Here is an 18,685-nt window from a genome sequence, read left to right as displayed (position 1 = left end):
CCTCGGCGGGCGGTTCGTCACACTCGGGTGCCCTGGTGTGCCACATCGGAGTCTTCCGTGAGCAGCCGTTCCAGGGCGGCCCGGTCCGGCAGTCCCTGGGGGCGTACGACCTCGCCGCTGCGCACGTACAGGAAGGCGGCCGCGACCGACTCGGGCGGTATGCCCTGCTGCTCGGCCCAGGCCAGCCGGTAGACGGCGAGCTGGAGCGGGTCGGCGGTGCGGGTGCGGCTGGTCTTCCAGTCGACGATCTCGTAGGTCGCGCTGTCGCCGTCGCCGTATCTGTAAACGGCGTCGATGCGGCCGCGGACGACGCGGCCGGCGAGGGTGAGCTGGAAGGGCGCCTCGATCCGGTACGGAGTGCGGTGGGCGTACTCGGTGCGTTCGAAGGCCTGCTTGAGCGCTTCCAGGTCGCGTTCGTCGGCGATCTCGGCCTCGCTGCCGGGCAGCTCGTCCGGCTCCAGCATGGGCAGGGTCAGTTCCTCGAAGCGCGCCTCCACCCAGGCGTGGAACCGGGTGCCCCGGCGCGCGGCGGGTTGCGGGGGGCGCGGCATCGGGCGTGCGAGTTCCTGCGCGAGCCCGTCGGGGTCTTCGGCGAGGCGCAGCAGCTGGGATGCGGTCAGCGTGGCCGGCAGGGGGACGTCCGTGACGCTCTGCCGGGCGCGCAGCAGCTCGCCGGTGAGCGCGTCGAGGTCGCGGTCCCAGGAGGCGATGGTGCGCGCCTCCTCGGGCGTGAGGGGCTCGTGGTGCTGCGGCTCGGCGGGGTGGGTGCCCTCGCTCCTGTGGGCGCGCTGGGCCGGGGCGGGCGCCTGGTGGGGGACGGTCGGACGCTCGGCGGTCCAGGAGTCCCAGTCGCCGGGCTCCTCCGGGGAGGCGCCGGCCTCGTCGTACGGTGCGTCCTCGGTGAAGGGGTCCTGGTCGTACGGGAACTCGCCGTACGGGTCCTCGTCGTCCGACGCGGCCGGCCGGTCGGGGTCTTCGTCGTCCGACGCGGCAGGCCGGTCGGGATCCGCGTCGTCCGGCGGTGCGGGCCAGTCCGGGTCGTCGAAGGATGCGGGGTCGTGGGTCGCCGGCGGGCGGCCGTCCTGACGGGCGGCCAGGGCGTCCAGGTGGGTGAGGACGGTGTCGGCGGCCGCACGGCGGCGGGCCAGGGCCGCGTTGTCCAGGGGCAGGGGCCACACCTGGTCGGCGGTGGCCGTGTGCAGGGCCGGGTTCTCCTCGTCCTCGGCGGGCTCGTCGGCCCACGCCTCGATCTCGCCGTACCCGGCGGCGCAGTGGTCGTACAGGGCCTGGAGGAAGGCGGAGGGTCCGCGTGGCTTCTTCTGGCTGGGCCCCCACCAGTGGCCGGAGCCGAGGAGGAGGGAGCGGGGGCGGGTGAAGGTGACGTAGCCGAGGCGGAGTTCCTCGGTGTGCTGGTGCTCCTTCATGGCCTCGTGGAAGGCCTTCATGCCCCGGGAGTCCCAGGAGTCGGCGTCGGGCAGGGTGTCGCAGTCGCCGCGCAGGGCGTGCGGCAGCACCTTGGCCTGCGCGGTCCACTTCTCGCGGCCCTGGGCGCTCGGGAAGGTGCCCTTGACCAGTCCGGGGACGGCGACGACATCCCACTCCAGGCCCTTGGACTTGTGCGCGGTGAGCACCTTCACGGTGTTCTCGCCACCGGGCAGGGCGTTGTCGAGGCCCTTCTCGTACTGGGCGGCGGTGCGCAGGAAGCCGAGGAAGGCCAGCAGGGTGGCCTCGCCGTCGCCGGCCGCGAAGGAGGCGGCGACGTCCAGGAAGTTGGACAGGGTTTCGCGGCGGCGGGCGGCGAGCGCGTGCGGGGACGCCGACAGCTCCACCTCCAGGCCGGTGACCGCGAGGACGCGGTGCAGTACGTCCATCAGCGGGTCCGACAGGGAGCGGCGCAGGTCGCGCAGTTCGGCGGCGAGGCGGGCGAAACGCACGCGCGCCTCCGGGGAGAACGGCAGCCCGTCGTCATCCCCCTCGCCGTCGTTCAGCGGCGACTCCAGGAAGGTGTCCAGCGCATCGGCGAGCGATATCACCTCGGACGGGTCGACGCCCTCGACGGCCGCGGCGAGCCTGCGGTCGGGGTCGTCGGTGTCGCCCACGCGCGCGTGGGCGACCAGCAGGCGGGCGCGGCGGCCGAGGAGGGCGAGGTCGCGGGGGCCGATGCGCCAGCGCGGGCCGGTCAGCAGGCGGACCAGGGAGGCGTTGGCACCGGGGTCCTGGAGGACCTCGCAGACGGCGACGAGGTCGGCGATCTCGGGAAGGTGCAGCAGCCCGGAGAGGCCGACGACCTCCACGGGGATGTCGCGGGCGACGAGAGCCCCCTGGATCTCGGCGAAGTCGGTCGCCGTGCGGCACAGTACGGCGATCTCGCCGGGTGCCTTGCCGGTGCGTACGAGGTGGGCGAGGGAGTCGGCGATCCAGTCGATCTCCTCCGCGTGGGTGCTCAGCAGGGCGCAGTGGACCGTGCCGTCCCGTTCGGCGCCGGGGGCCGGGCGGAGGGCCTCCACGCCCGCGTGCAGGGTTCGCAGCGGCTCGGCGAGGCCGTTGGCGAGGTCGAGGAGGCGGCCCCCGCTGCGGCGGTTCTCGCTGAGCGCCTGGCGGGTGGCGGGGCGGCCGTCGGCGTGGGCGAAGTGCTCGGGGAAGTCGTCCAGGTTGGCGACGGAGGCGCCACGCCAGCCGTAGATGGCCTGGCAGGGGTCGCCGACGGCGGTGACCGGGTGGCCCGTGCCGCCGCCGAACAGGCCCGACAGCAGGACGCGCTGGGCCACGGAGGTGTCCTGGTACTCGTCCAGGAGCACCACCCGGAACTCTTCGCGCAGCAGGCGGCCCACCTCGCCGATGCCGGCGAGACGGGCGGACAGGGCGATCTGGTCGCCGAAGTCGAGCAGATCGCGTTCGCGTTTGGCGGCCCGGTAGCGCCCGACCAGGTCGGCGAGTTCGCGGCGGGCGGCCGCGGTCTCGGGGACCTTGCGCAGGTCGGCGTTGGTGAGCTTGGCGCTCTCCAGGGTGCGCAGCAGATCCGCGTCCCAGGCGCGCAGCTTGGCGGGATCCACGAGGTGTTCGGCGAGTTCGGAGTCGAGGGCGAGCAGATCGCTGACGAGGTCGGCGAAGGAGCGGGTCAGCGCCGGGTAGGGCCCAGGGGCCTCGCGCAGCACGCGCGCGGCGAGCTGGTAGCGGGTGGCGTCGGCGAGCAGCCGGGAGGTGGGCTCGAGCCCGATGCGCAGGCCGTGGTCGGTCAGCAGACGGCCGGCGAAGGCGTGGTACGTCGAGATGACCGGCTCGCCGGGCGGATTGTCCGGGTCGATGACATCGGGGTCGGTGACGCCGGCCTTGATCAGTGCCTTGCGGACGCGTTCGGCGAGTTCCCCCGCCGCCTTGTTGGTGAAGGTCAGGCCGAGGACCTGTTCGGGGGCGACCTGGCCGGTGCCGACCAGCCAGACGACGCGGGCCGCCATCACGGTGGTCTTGCCCGACCCGGCTCCGGCCACGATCACCTGCGGTGCGGGCGGCGCGATGATGCAGGCCGTCTGCTCCGGGGTGAACGGGATGCCGAGGAGCTCTTTGAGCTGCTCGGGGTCGGTGATACGGGCGGGCATGTCGTCAGAGGCTAGCGGCGGGCACTGACAACCGAGGACGGATCGGCCTCCCGGGGAGGAAGATGCGCAGGTCAGGGCCTGTGGTGCCGTACGTCACCCTCACACCTCGGCAGGTCACTCGACCACGTGGCGCCCTTCGGGCCGCGCGCTGCAGGAGGCGCGGAACGCGCAGTGCGTGCAGTGCTGGCCGGCGGTGGGTGTGAACCGCTCGTCGAGGACCTTTCCGGCGGCGGTGGCCAGCAGGTCGCCGACCCACTCCCCCGCCAGCGGCTCCTGGCCCTGGACCTTGGGCAGGCTGTCGCCGCCGTCGCGCTTGGCCGCGCCCTGTCTGAGGTGCACCAGTTCGGCGCCGCCGGGCTCGGGGCGTACGCCGTCGAAGGCGGTGTCGACGGCGCCCTCGCGGACCGCGAGCTGGTAGACGGCGAGCTGCGGATGGCGGTCCACCTCGGCGGCGCCGGGTGCCTGCTTGCCGGTCTTGAAGTCCACGACGTAGGCCCGGCCCTCGCCGTCCGCCTCGACGCGGTCCATCTGGCCACGGATCCGGACCTGGTAGTCGCCCGCTTCGAGGGTGATGTCGAAGTCCTGCTCGCTCGCCACCGGGGTGCGGCCGGTGCGGTCCAGTACGTGCCAGTTCAGGAAGCGTTCGAGCGCCACGCGCGCGTTGTTCTGCTCCTGCGCCGACTTCCAGGGCGCGTCGAAGGCGAGCGCGTTCCACACCGACTCCAGGCGCTCCATCAGCACGTCGAGGTCGGCGGGGGTGCGGCCGGAGGCGACCTCGTCGGCGAGGACGTGGACGACGTTGCCGAAGCCCTGGGCGGCGGTGGCGGGCGCGTCGGCCTTCACCTCACGGCCGAGGAACCACTGCAGCGCGCAGGTGTTGGCGAGCTGGTCGAGGGCGCTGCCGGAGAGCACGACGGGTTGGTCACGGTGGCGTAGCGGCACCTTGCTCTCGGTCGGCTCGTACATGCCCCACCAGCGGTAGGGGTGCGCGGACGGCACCAGGGGGCGGCCGTCCTCGTCGGCGAGCGCGGCGAGCCTCGCCAGGCGGCGGGCGGCGGCCTCCCGCAGGGCGGCGGAGGCACGCGGGTCGACGGTGGTGGCGCGCAGCTCGGCAACGAGCGCGGCCACAGCCAGTGGGCGGCGCGGGCGGCCGGTGACGTCCCGGGGTTCGACGCCGAGTTCGGTCAGGAAACGGGACGGCTGGTCGCCGTCGTCCGCCGGTGCCTTCACGGCGGTGACGACGAGACGGTCACGCGCGCGCGTGGCGGCGACGTAGAACAGGCGGCGTTCCTCGGCGAGCAGCGCGCCCGGGGTGAGCGGTTCGGCGAGTCCGTCCCGGCCGATGCGGTCGGCCTCCAGGAGGGAGCCGCGGCGGCGCAGATCGGGCCACAGGCCCTCCTGCACGCCGGCGACGACGACCAGCCGCCACTCCAGGCCCTTGGCGCGATGGGCGGTCATCAGGCGGACGGCGTCGGGGCGTACGGCTCGGCGGGTGAGCGTATCGGCGGCGATGTCCTCGGCGTCGATCTCCTCCAGGAAGTTCAGCGCGCCGCGGCCTCCGGTGCGCTCCTCCGCGCGCGCGGCGGTGGCGAACAGCGCGCACACGGCGTCGAGGTCGCGGTCCGCGTTGCGGCCGGCCGCGCCGCCGCGCCGGGCGGCGCGCTCCAGGCGCGCCGGCCAGGGCGTGCCCTCCCACAGGTCCCACAGCGCCTCCTCGGCCGTGCCGCCGCCCGCAAGACGCTCGCGGGCCTTGCGCAGGAGCGCGCCGAGGCGCTGCGCGCCGCGCGCGTACGCCGGGTCGTGCGCCACCAGGCGCTCGGGTTCGGCGAGCGCCCGCGCGAGCAGCTCGTCCGACGGCGGCGGCAGCGGGTTCCCGGCGGCCCGCTCCTCCTCACGCAGGGCACGCCCGAGACGGCGCAGGTCGGCGGTGTCCATGCCGGCCAGGGGTGAGGCGAGCAGGGTGAGAGCGGTCTCGGCGTCGAGCCAGCACGTGTCGGCGGCCTGATCAGCGACGGGTGCCTGAGTGTCGACTCCGGCGGGCCCCTGTGTGCCGGCCCCGGCATGCGCCCGGGTACCGGCCTCGGCGGACGCCTCTCGGCCGGACTCGGCGGATGCCTGGGCACTGGCATCAGCGGACGCCTCTCGGCCGGACTCGGCCGACGCCCGGATACCGGCCCCGGCGGACGCCTCCGTGCCGGACCCGACGGGCTCATCGATACCGGCCTCGGCAGCCGCCTGGATGTCCGGCTCGGCAAGCGCCGGCATGCCCGCCTCGGCGCCCGACGGCTCCCCGGCTTCGCCGTTTTCTTCCCCGCCCGGACGTCGGCCGGCCTCCGCCGTGGCCACCGCCCTGAGGGCTGTCAGCAGGGGCGCCACCGCGGGCTCGTGGCGCAGGGGCAGATCGTCGCCGTCGATGTCCAGGGGGACCCCGGCGGCGGTGAGGGCGCGGCGGAGCGTCGGGATGGTGCGGGAGCCGGCACGCACGAGGACGGCCATGTCGCTCCACGGGACGCCGTCCTCCAGGTGCGCGCGGCGCAGGATGTCGGCGATGTTGTCCAGTTCCGTACCGGGCGTCGGGTACGTGTAGACCTCGACACGGCCGCCGTCGCGCACGGCCTTCGGCTCTCGGTGGGCGCGCACCTTCTCGGCAGGCAGCCGTGGGAGCGGCATGCGCTGGGTGATCAGGCGGGTCGCGGCCAGCAGGGCGGCGCCGTAGCGGCGGGAGGTGCGCAGCACCTCGACGGGGGCCGGGCGGCCGTCCGCGCGCGGGAAGGCCGCCGGGAAGTCCAGGATGCCGTTCACATCGGCGCCCCGGAAGGTGTAGATCGACTGGTCGGGGTCGCCGAAGGCGACCAGAGCGCGTCCGCCGCCGGACAGGGCCTGCAGGAGCCGTACCTGGGCGGGGTCGGTGTCCTGGTACTCGTCGACGTACACGGCGTCGTACCGGGCGGCGAGCCGTGCTACGACCTCGGGGCGGTGGGCGAGCAGCACCGCGCGGTGGACCAGTTCGGCGTAGTCGATGACGCCCTGCAGGTCGAGGGTGTCCAGGTACTCGGCTAGGAAGGCGGCGGCCGCGCGCCAGTCGGGGCGGCCGATGCGGCGGGCGAAGGCGTCCAGGGCGCCGGGGCCGAGGCCCAGCTCGCGGCTGCGGGCGAGGACGGCGCGGACCTCGTCGGCGAAGCCGCGCGTGGTCAGGCAGGCGCGCAGCTCGTCGGGCCAGCGCACATGGTGCAGGCCGAGCCGCTCCAGCTCGGGCTGCCCGGCGAGCAGCTCGCGGACGGTGACGTCCTGCTCGGGGCCGGACAGCAGGCGCAGCGGCTCCGCGAACAGGCCGCTGTCCTGGTGGGCGCGGACCAGGGCGTAGCAGTACGAGTGGAAAGTGGTCGCCCGGGGCGCGCGCGCCGCGCCGATACGCAGGGCCATGCGGTCGCGCAGATCGACGGCGGCCTTGCGGCTGAACGTCAGCACCAGGATGCGTTCCGGGTCCCCGCCCCGGGCGATGCGCGCGGCCACGGACTCGACCAGAGTGGTGGTCTTGCCGGTGCCGGGACCTGCGAGAACGAGCAGAGGTCCGGCCCTGTGGTCAACCACGGCGCGCTGTGCCGCGTCCAGACGAGGGGGATCCACTTCGGCAGGCGGGGTACGGACCAGTCGGTAAGCGCCACGGGTCCCCTGCCGCACCGGGGGGTGCGGCAGGCGCCTGGTGGAGGAAGAGGAGCTCACGTGGTTCGCCGGTCCTGGTGGTTGTGCTGGTGGGCAGGCGGTCACGCGTGCGAGGCGGTGGCCGCGGGGTGAGGGGGACACGCGCAGCCGACGCTACGCCGCCGCCCCGGACGGAAGCAGGGCTTCCGCTTCTTCCCTCGCGGCGCTCGTGGCCCTCGCGTCACGCGGGTCCCTCACCCCACGAACGTACGTCATGCCACGGACGTCCCCTGTGTCCCTCGTACGGGCCACAGGTTCCCCCGAAGGGCATCCGAGGGCGGAAGCTGTCAGGTGTGACCGTCCGCAACCGTGCCGCCGTCCCACCGCGCCCGTCTCATGTCGAGTCGCGGCAGGTGGCCCTCGGTGCTGCGGCCCGCCTGCTTCAGCGGCGTGCCCTCCGCGCGGTAGTGGTCGAGCGCACGCAGTTCGTGGCCCGGCAGCAGCATTCCGTCGGCCCGCACCACCCGCCACCAGGGGACGGCACCCCCGTAGAGGGCCATCACCCGGCCGACTTGGCGCGGGCCGCCCTCCTCGAGCCATTCGGCGACGTCGCCGTACGTCATGACCCGCCCGGGCGGGATCCGCTCGGCGACATCGAGGACCCGCTCGGCGTACTCCGGCAGCGCGTCCCCGTACCCCTCTCGGGTGTCCTCGACATGGCTCTGCTCGCTCATTCACCCCATCCTGCCGCACCCCACCGACAACGCGGCGCGGACGTCCGGCAACGGTCCCCTCGCCCTCGGGCGGCGCTTACGGCAGACTGTCCGACCGCCCATCCGCACCCTGATGCCCGCGTGTGTCGGTGGGGCATGCCACCATCGTGCGGGCGGTGACCGGTGATACGAGACCAAGAAGAGTTCATGAAGCAGCAGGGTGTGCACCCCGAAGGCGCGGAGGGCACCCCTGACGCTGCCGCGCGCCCCGACACCGCCCGCTCCGGCCAGGACGACACCGGCGCCGCGTCCAAGGACGAGGGCGTCACGCGCGCGCGCGGCAGGGAGACCGACGCCGCCGGCGGGGCGCACATCCCCGGCAGTCCGCGCCGCGAGGACCCGGGAGCGGGCGACGAGCCTCACCCGGAGGAGGTCGAGGGCGACGAACCGCTGCTCCCCGCGCGCGTGCACCGTCCCTCCGACCTCATGCGGCTGCTGGTGGGCGTGCTCGCCATCGTCGTGCTGCTCGCGATCGCCGCGTTCGCGCACGGCACCACCTCGGGCCTCGAACAGGACATCAACAAGGGCACCGGGCAGGCCCCAGACCTGCTGATCAAGATCGCGGGGCTGGCGTCCAGCATCGCGATCCTGCTGGTTCCGGTCGCCTTCGCGATCGAACGGCTGATCAAACGGGACGGGCTGCGGATCGCCGACGGCGTCCTCGCGGCCGTCCTCGCGCACGGAGTGACCCTCGCCACCGACCTGTGGGTCGCCCAGGCCGCCCCGGACTCCATCCAGGAGGCGCTCACCCAGCCCTCACCGGGCGACATCCACGCCCTGACCGACCCGGTGCACGGCTATCTCGCGCCCGTGATCGCCTATATGACGGCCGTCGGCATGTCCCGCAGACCCCGGTGGCGCGCGGTGCTGTGGATGGTGCTGCTGCTCGACGCGTTCTCGATGCTGGTCACCGGCTACACGACCCCGTTCTCGATCATCCTGACCGTGCTGATCGGCTGGACCGTCGCCTACGGCACGCTGTACGCGGTCGGCTCGCCCAACGTCCGTCCCACCGGGCAGACCCTGCTCGCCGGCCTCAGGCACGTCGGCTTCCACCCCGTCGGCGCGGCCCGCGAGGAGGCCCTGGAGGCGGAGAACGGCGACCGCGGACGGCGTTACTTCGTCACCCTGGAGGACGGCCCGCCGCTGGACGTCACGGTCGTCGACCGGGAGCAGCAGGCTCAGGGTTTCTTCTACCGGGCATGGCGCAACCTGACCCTGCGCGGCTTCGCCACCCGCTCCAGCCTCCAGTCGCTGCGCCAGGCGCTGGAGCAGGAGGCGCTGCTCGCGTACGCGGCGATCGCGGCGGGTGCCAACGCGCCCAAACTGATCGCCACCTCCGAGCTCGGCCCGGACGCGGTCATGCTCGTCTACGAGCACACCGGCGGGCGCTCGCTGGACTCGCTGCCGGACGAGGAGATCACCGACGAGCTGCTGCGCCACACCTGGCACCAGGTGCAGGCCTTGCAGTCCCGGCGCATCGCGCACCGCAGGCTGGCCGGTGACGCGATTCTGGTGGATCGTTCCGGCAGGGTGATCCTCACCGAGCTGCGCGGCGGCGAGATCGCGGCCGGCGAGCTGCTGCTGCGCATGGACGTCGCCCAGCTGGTCACCACGCTCGGCCTGCGGGTGGGCGCCGAGCGGGCCGTGGCCTCGGCCGTGGGTGTGCTCGGCCCGGACGCGGTCGCCGACTGTCTGCCGATGCTGCAGCCCATCGCGCTGACGCGCTCCACGCGCGCGACGCTGCGCCGGCTGGCCCGGGAGCGTGCGCAGCGCGAGCGCGAGGCGGTGCTGGAGGCGTCTCGGCTGGCCAAGCAGGCCCGGCTGGCGGAGGACTCCGAGACGGCTGGGCCGGCGCCCGAAAAGCTCGACAAGAAGACGGTGCGTGCCGAGCAGCGGGCCGAGAAGCGGGCCCTGGACGAAGCCCTCGAAGAGGCCCGCGAGGAGGACCTGCTCACGCAGATCCGGCACGAGGTGCTGCGGATCCGGCCCCAGGCGCCCGTGGAGCCGGCCCGCCTGGAGCGGGTGCGGCCGCGCACGCTGATCAGCTTCATCGCCGGTGCCATCGGTGCGTACTTCCTGCTGACACAGCTCACCCACATCGAGTTCGGTCCGCTGGTCGCGGGCGCCCAGTGGGGCTGGGTGATCGCGGCGGTGCTGTTCTCGGCGCTCAGTTACGTGGCCGCCGCGATGGCGCTGCTGGGGTTCGTGCCGGAACGCGTGCCGTTCCTGAGAACGGTGGCGGCCCAGGTCGCCGGGTCCTTCGTGAAGATCGTGGCGCCGGCGGCCGTCGGCGGTGTCGCCCTGAACACGCGCTTCCTCCAGCGCCAGGGCGTGCGCCCGGGGCTCGCGGTGGCGAGCGTCGGCGCGTCGCAGCTGTTCGGGCTGGGCTGCCACATCCTGATGCTGCTGTCCTTCGGCTATCTGACCGGCACCGAGAAGACGCCGTCGCTCTCGCCGTCCCGGACGGTCATCGCAGGCCTGCTAACCGTGGCGGTGCTGGTGCTCGTGGTGACGTCGGTGCCGTTCCTGCGGAAATTCGTCGTCACGCGCGTGAGGTCGCTGTTCGCCGGTGTCGTGCCGCGCATGCTCGACGTGCTCCAGCGGCCGCAGAAGCTCGTCACCGGCATCGGCGGCATGCTGCTGCTGACCTTCTGCTTCGTGATGTGCCTGGACGCGTCGATCCGGGCGTTCGGCAACGACTCGACCTCGCTGAGCATCGCCAGTGTCGCCGTGGTCTTCCTCGCCGGAAACGCGCTCGGCTCCGCGGCGCCCACCCCGGGCGGGGTGGGCGCGGTCGAGGCGAGCCTGACGCTGGGCCTGATCGCCGTCGGCCTCCCCAAGGAGGTCGCCGCACCGGCCGTCCTGCTGTTCCGGCTGCTGACGCTGTGGCTGCCGGTGCTGCCGGGCTGGCTCGCCTTCAACCAGCTCACGCGCAAGGGCGCCCTGTAAAAACGCCACCCGGACAAGGCCTGCGCAGCAGGTCCCGGGGGCGTACCTCGTACGGCCCGCGCCCCGCGCGCCCCGGCGTGTACGCCCCCAGGATGGAAGCATGGCGAACCCCTCCCGGCGGCGTGCCGCTGCCCTGACCACCAGCGTCGTGCTGCTGGCTGCCCTGCTGGCCGGCTGCAGCAAGGGCGCCAAGGGCGGGGACCTCACGGCGCAGAAGCTGGACTGGAAGGACTGCCCGGCCCCGTCCGCGGCGGAGGGCGGCGGCGGCTCCCCGTCCCCGCTGCCGAACGGCTCCAAGTGGCAGTGCGCCGCCATGAAGGCACCCCTGGACTGGGGCAACCCCAAGGGCGACACCATCGACATCGCGCTGATCCGCGCCAAGGCAGGCGGCGACCCGAGCAAGCGGATCGGCTCGCTCATCTTCAACTTCGGCGGCCCGGGCGGCAGCGGCGTCACCACGCTGCCCGCGTTCGGCGACGACTACACCGCCCTGAACACCCGCTACGACCTGGTGAGCTTCGACCCGCGCGGGGTCGGCCGCAGCGCGCCCGTGAAGTGCGAGAGCGACGCCCAGCTCGACGAGTACTTCCAGCAGGACGCGACACCCGACAACGACACCGAGGAGACCCAACTGATCGACCGCACCAAACAGTTCAACGACGCCTGCGAGAAGCACTCCAAGAAGATCCTGCCGCATGTGCGCACCACCGACGCGGCCCGCGACATGGACCTGATGCGCCAGGTCCTCGGCGACGACAAGCTGCACTACTTCGGCATCTCCTACGGCACCGAACTCGGCGGCGTCTACGCCCACCTGTTCCCCAAGAACGTCGGCCGGGCCGTCTTCGACGCGGTCGTCGACCCCACCCAGGACTCCGAACAGAGCGCGCTCGGCCAGGCCAGGGGCTTCCAGCTCGCGCTCGACAACTTCGCCGAGGACTGCACCTCGAAGAAAGAGGAGTGTCCGATCGGCGACACCGCGCAGGACGTCAAGGACCGTATCGCCAAACTGCTGAGCGACCTGGAGAAGAAGCCGATCCCCGGCATCTTCCCGCGGCAGCTGACGCAGACCGCGGCGACCAACGGCATCGCGCAGTCCCTGTACTCCAAGGACTTCTGGGAGTACCTCACCGAGGGGCTCCAGCAGGCGTACGAGGGGGACGGCAGGATCCTCATGCTGCTGTCCGACTCGATGAACGGGCGCAGCGAGAACGGCGAGTACAGCAACCTCACCTCGGCCAACATCGCCATCAACTGCTCGGACGAGAAACCCCGGTACACCGCGGACTACGTCCAGCGGAAACTGCCCGAGTTCCGCGCCGCCTCCCCGGTGTTCGGGGACTACCTGGCCTGGGGCATGGTCAGCTGCACCGACTGGGCGGTGTCCGGTGCCGCCGACCATCCCGATGTCAGCGCGCCCGGATCGGCGCCCATCCTCGTCGTCGGCAACACCGGCGACCCCGCGACCCCGTACGAGGGCGCGAGGAGGATGGTGGACGCCCTCGGCAAGGGCGTCGCCGTGGAGCTGACGTACAAGGGCCAGGGGCACGGGGCATACGACAGCAAGAACAAGTGCGTGCAGAGCGCGGTGAACGGCTACCTGCTGGACGGGAAGGTGCCGAAGGCCGGCACGGTCTGCTCCTGAGACCGCGAGAACCCGTGGACCGAATTCCGGGGACCTTGGAAAGTCGCAGGCCAGAGCGTTATCCACAGGCTGATACGGGCCGAGCCCGCTCCGCCTACCATGGCCTGAACGCCCGCCGCGGCACGAAGCGGAGGGCCTGCCAGGGGGGACACATGATGCGATTCCTGCGGTGGACGGCCGCCGTGGCCGCGGCGCTGCTGGTGGCCGGATGCGGCGGCGGCTCGTCGGGCGGAGGCCGGGACGAGGGCAAGGGGGCAGGTGCGGCCAGGGAGACCGGCTCGGGTCCCGCATCGGCGGCACCGTCCGTGGTGGACCTCCCCTCCTCGCTCACCTCGCAGCAGCTCGACTGGCACCGCTGCAAGGCCACCGGGGACTCCGCCGCGCCGAGCGACGACTGGCGGTGCGCCACGCTCAAGGTGCCGCTGGACTGGTCGAAGCCGAGTGGTACGACGATCGACCTCGCTCTCATCCGCGCCCAGGCGACGGGCAGCGACCGGATCGGCTCGCTGCTGTTCAACTTCGGCGGCCCCGGCGGCTCGGGCGTGTCGATGATGCCGTACTACGGGGCCACGGTCTCCAAGCTGCACGAGCGCTACGACCTGGTGAGCTGGGACCCGCGCGGGGTCGGCGCCAGCGAGGGCGTCCGCTGCCGCAGCGACCGGGACATCGAGGCCGCCGAGGACGTGGACGCCACCCCGGACACCCCGGCGGAGGAGAAGGCGTATCTGCGGGACGCCACCGCCTTCGGCAAGGGCTGCCAGAAGGCCGCCGGCCGGCTGATGGCGCACGTCTCCACGACCGACACCGCACGCGACATGGACCTGATCCGCCAGGTGCTGGGCGACCGGACGATGCACTACTTCGGCATCTCCTACGGCACCGAACTGGGCGGTGTGTACGCCCACTTGTTCCCGAAGCAGGTCGGCCGGATCATCCTCGACGCGGTCGTCGACCCGGCCGCGAACACGGTGGGCCACGCCGAGAACCAGGCCCGCGGCTTCCAGAGGGCCTTGGACGACTACCTGAAATCGACCGGCCAGGACCCGAAGCAGGGTTCGCAGAAGATCGTCGACCTGCTCTGGCGGATCGACGCGAAGCCGCTGCCCACGTCGTCCGGGCGGAAGCTGACCCAGACACTCGCGGTCACGGGCATCGTCCTGCCGCTGTACAGCGAGGCCGGCTGGCCACGGCTGACCAGCGCGCTCAACGCGGCGGAGAAGGGCGACGGTTCGCAACTGCTGGCGCTCGCGGACGACTACAACGAGCGGGACGCCTCGGGGCACTACGGCACGACGAGCCACGCCCAGCGGGTCATATCGTGCCTGGACGACAGGCAGCGGCCCACGCTCGCGCAGACGAAGAAGCGGCTGCCCGACTTCGAGCGGATCTCTCCGGTCTTCGGCGACTTCCTGGGCTGGGACACGGCCGGCTGGTGCCACGACTGGCCGGTGCCGGGCCAGTACGACACTCCCGAGGTCAGCGCCCCTGGTGCCGCACCGATCCTGCTCGTCGGCAACACCGGGGATCCGGCGACGCCGTACGAGGGTGCCCGCAGGATGGCCGACGAACTGGGCAAGGGCGTCGGCTTCGAGCTGACCTGGAAGGGCGAGGGCCACGGGGCGTACGGCAACGGCAGCGACTGCGTCGACTCGACGGTGAATGCCTACCTGCTGCAGGGGACGGTGCCGAAGGACGGCAAGGTCTGCTCGTAGGGCAGACACGCGTGGAGGAGGCAGCGGAAAGGGGCCCGGCACACGTGGTGCCGAGCCCCTCCGGGACCGGGGGAGGCGTACGCCTAGTAGACGGACAACGATCTGTGGGCACTACCCGGCGGCGGGATGGACGTTGGCGAGTCGGTCGCCGACGCAGCCGTACGGGAGACCAAGGAAGAGACCGGGTACGACGTCGAGGTGACCGGCCTGGTCGGGCTCTACACCAATCCCGCGCACGTCATGGCGTACGACGACGGAGAGGTGTGCCAACAGTTCTCGATCTGCTTCACGGCACGCATCGTCGGCGGCGACCTGCGGACGAGCAGCGAGAGCAAGGAAGTGGCCTTCGTAGCCCCGAGCAAGCTGGACGAGCTGAACATCCATTCGTCCATGCGGATGCGGATCGATCACGGCTTGGCAAACCGGGCGAAGCCCTACATCGGCTGATCAGCGAGACGCCCAAGCGTCCGTTCGACGGCTGCCCCGAGGTAGGCCCGGGCCTTGCTGATCGCGTTGTGAACTTCACTGCCCGGCTCGTACCGAACCAAGATCTCATCGATTCGCTGATCGAAGTCGAAGGACTGCCCCGCCGGACCGGTCGTCATGTCGGCACAGATGAGGGCGTCCGAGAGCGGAGAGTCCTCACGCTCGTACACAGCCAACTCCGCTGTTAGCCCACGCTGTTCTGCCTCATAGACGGCGCCGGAGTGGTGAGCGACGAGTCGTACGAGCCGGGTCGGCGCGCCGAGCCGCTCCAGGTGCCGGGCGCCGTCGAGAGGGTGGAATCCGGTCTCGCGCAGCTCCGGGGCGTACCCGATGTCGTGCAGCCAAGCGGCGGCAACAAGAAGATCCCTCTCGCCCTCGGACACCGCCGCCGAGACGTCGCGCGCACGGCCGCCACAGCCTGAGTGTGCAGCCAACGGTTTCCGAGCGGGGGCAGCAGGGACTCAGCCAGTTCGGCCGCACCCTGGGGCGTGTCCAATGCAGACGGCATGGATGGAACCGTAGCCGAGTCGAGAGGGTGGCCGACAGCCCGAAGCCGAAGCCCCGGACACGGTGCGGTGGGAGTTTCCCTACGTCATCAAGGCCCGCGCACGGCGCGGGCGCGGGCCGCCTCAGCGGCCCGGCCTGCCTCATGTCTCCGCCCCGGCTGGCCGGGCCCGGCGGCCCGCTGCGTGCATGCGGGCGAAGGCCAGGGAACACCCGCTGTGGCTGGGGCGGTCGGCTCCACGGCTTTAGGCAGCCACTTTGGGGCGAGCCTCTAAGATCATGGCCCAACGTCGTGCTTTAACGGGCAGGTCCACAGACTGCCCGACTCGCCATCAGCTTAACGGGCCATGATCACTCGCCCCAAAGCAGCTCCAGCCCAAAGCCGCTCCGCCGACCTATTCACTCACGACTCGTCCGTATCCTTTGGGGCCTTTGGCGACGCAAGTATAACTCCGTGATTCTTCCGGAGGGAGACTGGCCACCTAACCGGCAACCCTTTCTGCGCCTCGCCAAACAATACCCACAGGCGCCCTTCGATTGGGGCGCCAATATCCATGAAGAACTTCCCCACTTCTTCCCACTTATCGGGGGAGAAATGAGACGCAGCCTTATAGACTTTCGATTCACGATCCGTCAGATTTGCCTCATCTACTGCCAAACTATAAAACCCGTTAACCGCTACAACCTGAGATTCAGTCGGGCGAGCGCGGGTATCTTTCGAGATCGTGCCAAATTCATCCAGGAGCACCTTGAGTACGGCTCTCATCTCCAACTTAAGGGTGCTGACATGGCAGGGGATGCACAAGCTGGTCTCAACGCAAGATCGGACGAAATTCAAGAGAATACCAGGATCATGCATTGACTCTGGCGCCATCTCGCCCTTCTCGACAAGAACTTCGTAGCGCATCAGCAGTCCAGGATGAAAAGATAGAGACGACGTTGCTACACAGCTCATATAGCTAGGATCATCAAATGAAATGCGATCTTGAATCTCATGCCAAATTACGTCAGGTATCGTCTTGAGTATCCTGGCGGGACCCTTTCTACTTACTCGATTCTCGTCAGCTTCTTCATCCTGGACATGGTCTACAAGATAGTCAAATGGGGAATAGAGTCGATCTCCTGCCACTTCCAGACAGGAACTCGCACCGTGCAAGGGTTCCGTTGCCCACGAAATAGCGTCGCCCAATTGAACAGGCCCCACTCTGTTCGCTATGCGAGGGTCCAAGTATGCGCTGAAAGCGGCCTCAATCCACTCGTGAGGAATTGGCGAGAAATATCCGGCGCGCCTAAAGTCGATTGCAGCAGATATCAATGCCGCCCCCACTTCATTGGCCCCATCCTGCCCATCTCGCCAGCGCTCGAGAGCGGCTGGCCCGGCAGCAAGGAACTCTGCGAGGCCGGCATGCCCTGCTTTATCGAGGGCCATACTTATGCGACGGTCGGACCTCTGCCGTCCGACCCCCCTGATCTCTTTATCGTTTAGGGTTCGGTCTATGCGAATTCTAGTAGCACCCGTCATGACCGCTTTAGATATGGTTGACAGGGACCGTCCCGGAGCACCCGCCGTCGCCGATGCCATGGCCCCCTTCGCGGCAGAACGAAGTGTCGCCAAGAAGAGGACGCCACTCCCGCTAAATAGGCGGATAAGGCCCTCGTCCAAACCGTCAGCCCCGACGAACTTCTCGAGATCGTCCAGCCATACGACAGTATTCTCCAGTCTGAAACCGGCCGAAATTAGCGCTCGGAGGGATATGCCGTCCTTGGCGACTACGATGGCGCGCTCTCCGCCTACTTCTACGCTTCTCGCGAGAGCCTCATATGCCGTTCTCGTCTTACCGGAAGCCGAGTTCCCCTCTAGGACAACAAATCCGTTTCCTCGGCTCAGCAAAGCATCAAGGTCATCATCTACGGAACGCCGAACATATGGGGTTATGCCAACCCACTCATCCAACTGCATTGGAGGATGAACACCGAGATCCCGGATAGGGTCTAGCTCAAAAAGTGATCGTACGATCACAGAGCCCGTATTCAGAACCCGACCCACGGGACCTGGTTCGTGCATGCCATTTATGAGCTCAGTCGAGACATTGAGGTACTCTCGCGCGATCCAAAGCAGCTCGGGCTCGGAGAGCATTTCAGCTATGGAGTTGCCATCGATAATCTCTAGCCTTACGTCGTGCTCCGCTAGAACTTCTTGAGCAATTTTATGTCTATGACTTACACTTATATCCACCTCCGCGAAGTAAAAGATAGCATCTACGGGAGGTTTGGAAGCCGACTGCAAAACAGTGGAAACATCTGCCAGTATCTTTCGTCGAACGTTTGAGGCCTGAAGGGTGCAGCAAAATACCACCACCTGATCGCTCTCGAGTCCAAAGAACACTCCCGCATCCTGCACATTATCCTTGCTGTAACTCAGAAATGTTTCGAAGTCACGGCCTTGATCCCCTCCAGCAGAGACTGGACCTGTGGCCGCCAGGATGTTCCGCGTGATTCGTTGGCGCGCTAGAGCTCGGCAAACATCCTCAAATTTGTGATGCTCATTCAGGGAACTCATGCGCCCAAGCTGGTAGCGAATGAATGAGTTCAGCTCGCCTCTGCGAATATCTGCATCCGGTGGCACATGGTCAGAACCGGCCTTATTTCCACTCCGCGGATCACTAGTCAAAGCCCCCCCTAGGTCTAGTGCCAGTTACAACCAATTCTGACCCTTTCTCAGGTTGGTCGCCACTGGTTCGAGCAATCTCGTGGCAGCAGTCGTGGGTGGCGTCGCCAGATGTCCTCCCTGAGACAGTGACAGCAGCCAGAAACTCGGACCATCGCAACCGGCTCCGCCTAACAAGGCAGGTCAATCGAACTTCTTGCGCGGTGCTCACGCACGAGCGCCGTCCCAGGCCGTCCTGGGGCCGTGGAAGGGCGCTCGTTGGTGACCAGCGCTGACAGCTGGCGACAGCTGCGCCGCAGTTCAGAGGGTGATCGAGTAGACGGCCGCAGGTCACGGCCGCCCGTGATCAGTTGTGGCTGAACTGGCGCCTATCGGCCAGACTCGCGCTCAACTCTCCTGGTCATCGACCACGCCGATGGCCTCAGGGAATGACTCCAGGAACTCGCGCCGCGCAGGATCCTGCTCCGCTTCGGCCAAGTCTGCGAGCACCTTCAGGAATCGTTCGCGCTGGCCTGAGGGCAGTTGCAGCAGCACCCAACCCACGCTCTCCATCATCTTCACCGCGGAGTCCGGATCAACTTCCTCGTCCCCGCAGCTGTCCAGCCACCAAACGATGTCAACGAGCAGGCCGGTGAGTGCCGGCACGAGCGGATCCGTGTCAGTCATCCGTGCAACGTAGCCGATCCCTACGACACCGCTTCCTTGCG

Annotated in this window: 9 protein-coding genes and 1 pseudogene; 4 read left to right on the top strand and 6 right to left on the bottom strand. The window is 69.8% G+C overall.

Annotation, left to right across the window (positions count from 1 at the left end; all coding sequences use genetic code 11):
• Positions 1-17 precede the first annotated feature (17 nt).
• The 3 genes from ACZ5DS_RS12680 to ACZ5DS_RS12670 form a co-directional block, all read right to left on the bottom strand.
• Positions 18-3,596, bottom strand: coding sequence for a UvrD-helicase domain-containing protein (locus ACZ5DS_RS12680; protein WP_468236828.1), 3,579 nt, complete (start codon positions 3,594-3,596; stop codon positions 18-20).
• A 114-nt stretch (positions 3,597-3,710) separates the two neighbouring features.
• Positions 3,711-7,319 carry an ATP-dependent helicase gene (locus ACZ5DS_RS12675; protein WP_468236825.1) on the bottom strand — a complete coding sequence of 1,203 codons (3,609 nt, stop codon included), beginning with the start codon at positions 7,317-7,319 and terminating at the stop codon, positions 3,711-3,713.
• A gap of 266 nt (positions 7,320-7,585) precedes the next feature.
• Positions 7,586-7,972, bottom strand: a complete 387-nt coding sequence (locus ACZ5DS_RS12670; protein WP_468236823.1) for an MGMT family protein — start codon at positions 7,970-7,972, stop codon at positions 7,586-7,588.
• A gap of 186 nt (positions 7,973-8,158) precedes the next feature.
• On the opposite strand from ACZ5DS_RS12670, the gene ACZ5DS_RS12665 reads away from it, so the two are divergent.
• The 4 genes and pseudogenes from ACZ5DS_RS12665 to ACZ5DS_RS12650 form a co-directional block, all read left to right on the top strand.
• Entirely contained in the window at positions 8,159-10,963 is a 2,805-nt protein-coding gene (locus ACZ5DS_RS12665; protein WP_468236820.1) for a lysylphosphatidylglycerol synthase transmembrane domain-containing protein, read from the top strand.
• Between the two features lie 100 nt (positions 10,964-11,063).
• On the top strand, positions 11,064-12,608 hold the full coding sequence (locus ACZ5DS_RS12660) for an alpha/beta hydrolase (protein ID WP_468236817.1): 1,545 nt from the start codon (positions 11,064-11,066) through the stop codon (positions 12,606-12,608).
• 152 nt (positions 12,609-12,760) lie between these two features.
• A complete protein-coding gene (locus tag ACZ5DS_RS12655; protein ID WP_468236814.1) occupies positions 12,761-14,320 on the top strand; it encodes an alpha/beta hydrolase in 1,560 nt (519 codons plus the stop codon).
• Between the two features lie 90 nt (positions 14,321-14,410).
• Positions 14,411-14,767: pseudogene (locus ACZ5DS_RS12650) on the top strand (NUDIX hydrolase); the annotation flags it as partial.
• On the opposite strand, the gene ACZ5DS_RS12645 reads toward ACZ5DS_RS12650, so the two are convergent.
• The 3 genes from ACZ5DS_RS12645 to ACZ5DS_RS12635 form a co-directional block, all read right to left on the bottom strand.
• Complete coding sequence (locus ACZ5DS_RS12645; RefSeq protein ID WP_468236811.1) at positions 14,755-15,189, bottom strand: HD domain-containing protein; 435 nt, start codon at positions 15,187-15,189, stop codon at positions 14,755-14,757. The pseudogene ACZ5DS_RS12650 and the gene ACZ5DS_RS12645 sit on opposite strands and share 13 nt — an antisense overlap.
• A gap of 524 nt (positions 15,190-15,713) precedes the next feature.
• Entirely contained in the window at positions 15,714-17,696 is a 1,983-nt protein-coding gene (locus ACZ5DS_RS12640) for a hypothetical protein (RefSeq protein WP_468236809.1), read from the bottom strand.
• 669 nt (positions 17,697-18,365) lie between these two features.
• Entirely contained in the window at positions 18,366-18,644 is a 279-nt protein-coding gene (locus ACZ5DS_RS12635; RefSeq protein WP_468236806.1) for a hypothetical protein, read from the bottom strand.
• Between the last annotated feature and the right edge of the window lie 41 nt (positions 18,645-18,685).

The organism is Streptomyces sp. NPDC031100 (assembly GCF_055570785.1).
This window is presented reverse-complemented; position numbering and strand designations above follow the sequence as displayed.

Bases quoted from the DNA above. Each gene is read 5' to 3' on its own strand.
- ACZ5DS_RS12680 (WP_468236828.1), bottom strand. From the start codon at position 3,596: ATGCCCGCCCGTATCACCGACCCCGAGCAGCTCAAAGAGCTCCTCGGC.
- ACZ5DS_RS12670 (WP_468236823.1), bottom strand. From the start codon at position 7,972: ATGAGCGAGCAGAGCCATGTCGAGGACACCCGAGAGGGGTACGGGGAC.
- ACZ5DS_RS12665 (WP_468236820.1), top strand. From the start codon at position 8,159: ATGAAGCAGCAGGGTGTGCACCCCGAAGGCGCGGAGGGCACCCCTGAC.
- ACZ5DS_RS12660 (WP_468236817.1), top strand. From the start codon at position 11,064: ATGGCGAACCCCTCCCGGCGGCGTGCCGCTGCCCTGACCACCAGCGTC.
- ACZ5DS_RS12655 (WP_468236814.1), top strand. From the start codon at position 12,761: ATGATGCGATTCCTGCGGTGGACGGCCGCCGTGGCCGCGGCGCTGCTG.
- ACZ5DS_RS12635 (WP_468236806.1), bottom strand. From the start codon at position 18,644: ATGACTGACACGGATCCGCTCGTGCCGGCACTCACCGGCCTGCTCGTT.